We start from the raw sequence: 5,957 nt of genomic DNA, 5'->3' as shown, positions 1-5,957 counted from the left end.
GACAATTTCTTCATCAGAAGCGCTCATGATACCTTTATAGCGATCGCTCTCGGCTTCTTCTCGGAAAATAGTGTTAATTTCCTCAACCGTTGTGGGTCTTTCGGTGACGAAAATAATATCAGAGATAGAACCGACCGGAATGGGGCCACGAACGGCTACACCATCGAATTTCCCTTTATACTGAGGTAACACTTTGGTGGTGGCGATCGCAGCTCCCGTTGTACTCGGCACAAAGTTAGCCCCTGCCGCTCGTCCTTCGCGTACTAGCTTCTTACTCGGCCCATCCACAATCGCCTGAGTGGCAGTATAAGCGTGAATAGTTGTCAGAATTGCCTTTTTAATTCCAATTCGACGCCCCATCACTTCCACCACGGGCGAAATACAGTTGGTGGTACAACTGGCACAAGAGAATATTTCACTGGATTCTGGGACATGATTCACCCCATAAACCACTGTTTCGACCCCCTCACTCTTCGTAGGAGCCGAGAGAATCACAGATTTTGCACCGGCTTGAAGGTGTTTTTCTAGCGCTTCCTTATTGGTAAAAAGCCCGGTGCATTCAAAGACCAAATCAATGCCCAAACTCCCCCAAGGCAACTGAGCGGGGTCTCTTTCACTCACAACTTTGTAATGTTTTCCGTCTATAATCAAGCTATTTTCGTCGCTTTCAACCTTAGTTTTAGACCGACCATAGACGGTGTCGTAGTTGAGCAAATAAGCTAGATTTTCCGGTGGAACGAGGTCATTAACCGCCACGAGTTCCAAGTCTGGATTGTCCTGAATGATTTTAAAAACGGCTCTGCCGATTCTGCCTAATCCGTTAATTGCTACTTTTGCCATTTTGACACTCCTTCGGCTTTGGATAGTTTTTCGGGCTGTGTCCAATAACTGCTTTTACTTTCCGCCTTAGTCAACTTTTGCCAATTTTAGGTTCCCAACCAACTTTAACTACAGCTATTTCAAGTGAGCTGAAACTTAACAAAAAATTTGGTTGAATCGTCACAATGGTAGATTTCGGCAATCCGGGCATTCCCTTAAAAGTATCATCTTGTTACCAAGTTACAGTTTTATGGCTACAGAGATGCTTCCCCCATGACTACCAAACGAAAAAACAACCGTGTAACGTGGCTCGAAACTTAGGGTTTCGGTCTGCCCAAGGAATCTGATTTTGCTTTACTACCACCGTCAATCAGGGATAGGGGCGTCTTGTTAGAGCTTTGACTACCTGCCCTTGAGCATTGCATTATACTGGGAGTTTTGAAAAAGACAAGACAATTGCTGTTGAACTCACTTAACCTTACATTACTCAGTCAATACACAAAGGACGAATGCCCTATGGGGTAATTGTTGAGCTATCCTTAATCCTGAAATCAGGAGGTTTGGAACAACCTTACTGAACTGGGTTGAGTTGTCAAGCCAATAGACAACAGTTAATCTCAATGTCATTTATCCCCACTCATTCAACAAAAATGAATTGAAAATGAACTGAAAATGAATCAAAAATGAAAATTGTTTGACTTTTAATTCAGCCAATAGGCTATTCCTTTAAGCGGAAATTTGTGATATAAAAATAGTATTGAAAGGGAGTAGCTCCTGGTAGATAATTGACCAGGACACCTGAGTCAACATACTGGCGAACAGCCTGGTTCAGGTGACAAGTTTTAACTCTCAGTTTAGCCTGATGTAAGGTTGCGGGCTGAAACTGCAAAAACTTGGGAGCGAGACTTTCACTAAGTTCACATTAGATGTGAGCTTGGTGAGGTCTTGTTTGTCTCATCAAGCTCCATCCGGTCAGTTGGAAATTGAGAGGAGCTTGAGAGAATGTTAGCGGCTTTTACGGCAGGTTTATTACTAATTACTATTTCTGAGTTAGGCGATAAAACCTTTTTTATTGCTGTTATTTTGGCTATGCGCCATTCACGACGCTTGGTCTTTGTGGGTGTCATAGCCGCCTTAGCCGCCATGACCTTGCTATCTGTAATGTTAGGGCAGATAGTATCCTTGCTTCCCAAGCATTATATTCATTTCGGTGAAATTTCATTGTTTATAGGCTTCGGGCTAAAACTGATTTACGATGCCAGTCGAATGCCTGCTAAATCCGAAAACACAGGAGCAAAAGAAGCTGCCTGTGCGGTAGCTCAACAGAGCGAGGGCGGAACAAGCACGATGCCTGCTAAGGCGTGGTTTCCATCTCCCAATCTCGCGATTTTGTTCCAAGCCTTTGTTATGACGTTTTTAGCCGAGTGGGGCGATCGCACTCAAATTAGTACAATTGCTTTAGCCGCTTCTTATCAGCCATTTGGCGTCACGACTGGAGCTATCTTGGGGCATGGGATTTGTACTGCGATCGCAGTTATCGGCGGACGCTTAATCGCTGGTCGAATTTCTGAGCGGGTGGTTACTGCCATAGGCGGCTTGTTATTTCTCATTTTCGGCACTGTGGCAATATTGGAAGGCGTCTAAGCGCTCGAAGATTGAGTTAGTCTGTCATGCTGACCAAAAAGTACACCGTTCTTGTTTACGCTCTGCAAGGGAGATGAGAATGCCCCAGCCTAAACCTTATCAGCCTTCATTGCTCAGACTTCTTCATGGAGTTAATGCTCTGATTGCTTTGTTAGCGATTATCACCTCATTTTGGGTATACAACACCTTCGATGGACGATTAATTAAGCTACCCCTCCCAGAGATTAATGACATTATTGGGATTCATGGCACCTTGGGTCTAACATTCCTCCTCCTGATGCCTGCTTTTGCCTTATATAGTTTTCATGTGGGTCATAAACGTTTGGTTCAACCCGATTCATTGACAAAACTGACACAAGTGGGTAAACCCATTTGGTGGTATAGCCTGCACCGCATCGTTAATACGCTGATGTTGCTAGCCGCAACCTGGGCGTTAATCACAGGCAGAATGATGAAAGAAGAATGGCTTCCCACTAGGGAACTCGACCAGATTTGGTACCAACTGCACCTCAGTGCATGGGTAATACTGGTGCTTTGTTCTGTGATTCATCTTTTGATGAGTGTTAAGGTCGGTGGTTTGCCACTCATCGTTTCCATGTTTAATTTTAAATATCGCCCAGAGGACTCACCTGCTACCTGGCTTCAGCAAATACGTTCTTTTTTTAGTCGTTCTTGATGATCCAGGAGTGAAGCTTAGTAGCACAATGAAACGAAACACTCTTCTCATAATTGCTGAAATATTAGTGATGGGAGGCATCCTTACAGCCTTCATTGCCCCCCTCGTATTCCATTCTGACGAATCCAGTGAAGTTGGCTCATTGCAACAGAGGAGGTTTTTACCGGAAGCTTAAGAGCTGATTGATATAGCAAAAGGCACCGGAGATGAGAGTGAGGAGGCAAAAGGCAGAAGACAGAAGAGATGCATATTGACGGGTCTTGGTTTCAGTATTTTGCTTTGTCCTAATCACCTTGGCGACTGCTATACAATAAATCCTCAATCTGTAGGGTGCGTTAACGAAGTGTAACGCACCTCCTTTAGCGGGTGTTCTGCTAAGCATTGCCCGGTCTATAAATCGCACCGGGGGTATGATCGGGATTAATTTCCACGACTAAGTCTACATAGCTGGGATTTTTAGTGAGTGGTGTAATGAACAATTCTGGGTGAAGTGATTTCCAGAAATACTCGACAAATCGATCAATCTGTGAATCCGCCATGCCTGATTTCCCTGTTGCTACCATTTGCTGTTCCGCCTGACGCCGCCACTGCTGACTGAGGCGGTAGTCCGTTGGGTAGAGCAGCATCAAGCGATCTAATCGTTCCCACAACGGTAAATAGTCTTTTAGCTGCTCATTCATATCACGCGCAAAGGCTCGATCGCCTACTGTGTGAATCGGTGCTGGTGTCGGAGTGTCAAACACAGCTGGGTTAATGGGTCGAACCCCAACAAACCACCCTTCAAACAAGACAATATCTATACCTTGTACTGGTTCTGGAGTGGTGCGATCGCCGATTCCTTCGCAAGCGGACTTATCAAAGCGAGGGACAAGGATTGGGTTAACTGGATGGGGTTGACGCAGCTGGTCTAATAGCTCTATGCCTAGTTCAATATCATGGGTACCGGGTGGACCGCGCCAGATCAGACGCGGGTCTTTTTCTTGGAGTTGTTGCCGTTCGGCGTAAGTTTTGTAGAGGTCATCCAGGGAAAGGCTGAGGGTGCGGTAGCCTAACTGAGCAAAAATTAAAGTTAAGACCGTTCCTAGGGTAGTTTTGCCGGTTCCCTGCCCTCCTAATATCCCCTGGATGAGAGGACGCTCCAGCTGTTTTTGGCCTATCGCCAACTGTAGAGCAAGAGGAAGCCACAGGTTGCAGAGGGATAAGAGAATTTTGGAGCTGAGATTTTGGCTTTTGGATTGGGAAATTTCTTCGGCTTCCCGGCTGTGTTTTGTAGGAGCCTGAAAAGGCGGGAGTGAGAGGATATCGGAGTAGACGGCTTGGAGAACGTGCGTGAGTGAAGTAATTTTAGAGTGCGATCGCTCTTGAATCACCTCCTCCACCTTGGCAGGTGTGAGGCCAAAAGCCCTTGTCCATAGGGGTGACTCTAGTGCCGCAGCCGCTAACTGCTGCCAGTCCAAAGCGTTGGGTGTTTCTGCTGCTGCCAAGTTGTGGAGAATTTGAACCAGCGAGGTATCTGCTTGCGACATCGAGTTAAGAGCCAAGTTTAAACGCTTCTATAAACATGCTGTAAGTCAGGCCAATTTTCAGGGCATTGAGTACTTCAGCCAACAGAGAACGCCCACGGGAACCTTCCGTAGATTGCCCCCGTTGCCGATTTCGACCATAAACAAACCAGCTAATGATTTCGGTAAAAATAATTAAAACGCCAGCTCCAACCACGTCCAACCTAGCCGTTTGCCCTGCTGTAGCCGGAATGGCAGAACCTAGAAAGGTACCCAACAGCAGGCTAATTAACACTAGCGAAAGGTGCCGCCAGGGATTAGCGAACCATCGCCCGAAGCCTGCCAAGACCCCATTAATCAGATTATTAAGACGAGTATTCTGCATGGTAGGTCTGACCACGACAAGAGAGATACAGCGCAGTCCTCGTAAGGATAGTGACATCCTCCTGCGCTGAATCGAAGATTACAGCGCAGGCTCGCCATCGAATCACTTCTTTGATTTCCTGGTTACTCTCTTGCGAGATTGCGACACTTGCCTAGATTGAGTTGCCTCAATCCCCGGTAGATCGTCTGCACAGGCAGTTTCCATTCCGGTGTGTCCCACCGTACTAATTAACTTAATTCCTCGATTCCTAATATTTTGACCGGCTGCTACGTCGCGGTCAGTCTTATACCCACAATGAGGACAATCATGAATTCTAACCTTCAGGTCTTTTTTGACCTCACTACTACATTCGGGACACTCTTGAGAAGTCCCCCTAGCATCAACTTCAGCGAAGAACTTCCCTCTCTTCCAGCACACATACTTAACAATGCTTCTGAACTGTCCAAAAGCAGCGTCGAGCATATGCTTACCAAACATCCCTTTAGCCCCCGTGCGATAATCCAAGTCTTCCATGAAGACCATATCGCCAGCATCGCAAAGGGCGTGAGCTTGTTTGTAGTGGAAATCCTTCCTCGTGTTGTCAATGTGGTGATGAAGTCGGGCAACCTTAATGCGTTGTTTTTCGTAGTTCTTAGACCGCTTCTTTTTTCTCGCAAGCCTGCGTTGCAGCACTTTCAGCCTACTTTGCAAGCTCTTAAAAAACTTCGGCGGTTTAACGAGAACACCATCACTGGTTGCCAAAAACTTGGACAACCCAATATCAACTCCAATGGGATGACCATAAGGAGTTGGGTCAGGGATGTTAACATCACATTGAAGAGGATAGGGTCGATGTGACTGTCGCCAGTCACACCTCCCTTTCAAAACCGTGCATGACAATTTCTCGTCACACGGCTCCTCGGTGACTTGACCCTTTGTTATGGGTACTTCT

The 5,957-nt window shown here is 46.2% G+C and carries 6 protein-coding genes; 2 read left to right on the top strand and 4 right to left on the bottom strand.

Annotated elements, in window-relative coordinates; translation table 11 throughout:
• A partial coding sequence (locus V6C93_RS23675; protein WP_333479133.1) for a type I glyceraldehyde-3-phosphate dehydrogenase occupies positions 1–840 on the bottom strand: 840 nt, incomplete at its 3' end.
• A 981-nt stretch (positions 841–1,821) separates the two neighbouring features.
• Between V6C93_RS23675 and V6C93_RS23670 the strand changes: the two genes are divergently transcribed.
• Both V6C93_RS23670 and V6C93_RS23665 read left to right on the top strand, forming a co-directional pair.
• Positions 1,822–2,463, top strand: a complete 642-nt coding sequence (locus V6C93_RS23670; RefSeq protein WP_333479132.1) for a TMEM165/GDT1 family protein — start codon at positions 1,822–1,824, stop codon at positions 2,461–2,463.
• A gap of 79 nt (positions 2,464–2,542) precedes the next feature.
• Positions 2,543–3,139: a cytochrome b/b6 domain-containing protein gene (locus tag V6C93_RS23665; RefSeq protein WP_333479131.1), complete on the top strand. Its 597-nt coding sequence runs from the start codon at positions 2,543–2,545 to the stop codon at positions 3,137–3,139.
• Positions 3,140–3,513: 374 nt separating this feature from the next.
• Here V6C93_RS23665 and V6C93_RS23660 read toward each other — a convergent pair whose 3' ends face one another.
• The 3 genes from V6C93_RS23660 to V6C93_RS23650 all read right to left on the bottom strand — a co-directional run.
• Entirely contained in the window at positions 3,514–4,665 is a 1,152-nt protein-coding gene (locus V6C93_RS23660; RefSeq protein WP_333479130.1) for a glycerate kinase, read from the bottom strand.
• 4 nt (positions 4,666–4,669) lie between these two features.
• Complete coding sequence (locus V6C93_RS23655) at positions 4,670–5,026, bottom strand: DUF565 domain-containing protein (RefSeq protein WP_349262819.1); 357 nt, start codon at positions 5,024–5,026, stop codon at positions 4,670–4,672.
• 102 nt (positions 5,027–5,128) lie between these two features.
• Positions 5,129–5,957 (bottom strand): transposase (locus V6C93_RS23650; RefSeq protein ID WP_333479128.1); only part of this gene is annotated, 829 nt, incomplete at its 5' end.

It is taken from the genome of Allocoleopsis sp. (genome assembly GCF_036703385.1).
In the GTDB taxonomy this organism is placed as follows: Bacteria; Cyanobacteriota; Cyanobacteriia; order Cyanobacteriales; family Coleofasciculaceae; genus Allocoleopsis.
This window is presented reverse-complemented; position numbering and strand designations above follow the sequence as displayed.